This is a genomic window from Psychrobacter sp. CAL346-MNA-CIBAN-0220, assembly GCF_040309805.1.
Lineage (GTDB): Bacteria > Pseudomonadota > Gammaproteobacteria > Pseudomonadales > Moraxellaceae > Psychrobacter.
The window spans coordinates 1-280 of record NZ_JBEOPF010000158.1 but is presented as its reverse complement, the minus strand read 5'-3'; the positions used below and the strand labels follow the sequence as shown (position 1 = coordinate 280).

Genomic DNA, 280 nt, shown 5'->3' with positions numbered 1-280 from the left:
ATCTATGCTCGTGATCTTAAGGCACAAGGCGCTATGGCAGCGCTGTTAAAAGAAGCGATCAAACCTAATTTGGTACAGACGATAGAAGGCACGCCAGCCTTGGTACATGGCGGTCCGTTTGCTAATATCGCTCATGGTTGTAACTCAGTTATCGCGACCCGCGTGGCACAGCATTTAGCCGATTATACGCTTACCGAAGCGGGCTTTGGTGCTGATCTTGGCGCGCAAAAGTTCTGTGATATAAAGTGTCGCCTATCAGGACTTGCGCCCGATGCTGCGA

Annotated in this window: 1 protein-coding gene; it reads left to right on the top strand. The window is 50.7% G+C overall.

Going from position 1 to position 280, the window contains the following annotated elements:
• A partial coding sequence (locus AAEY88_RS13120; RefSeq protein WP_350563090.1) for a formate--tetrahydrofolate ligase occupies window positions 1–280 on the top strand: 280 nt, incomplete at both ends.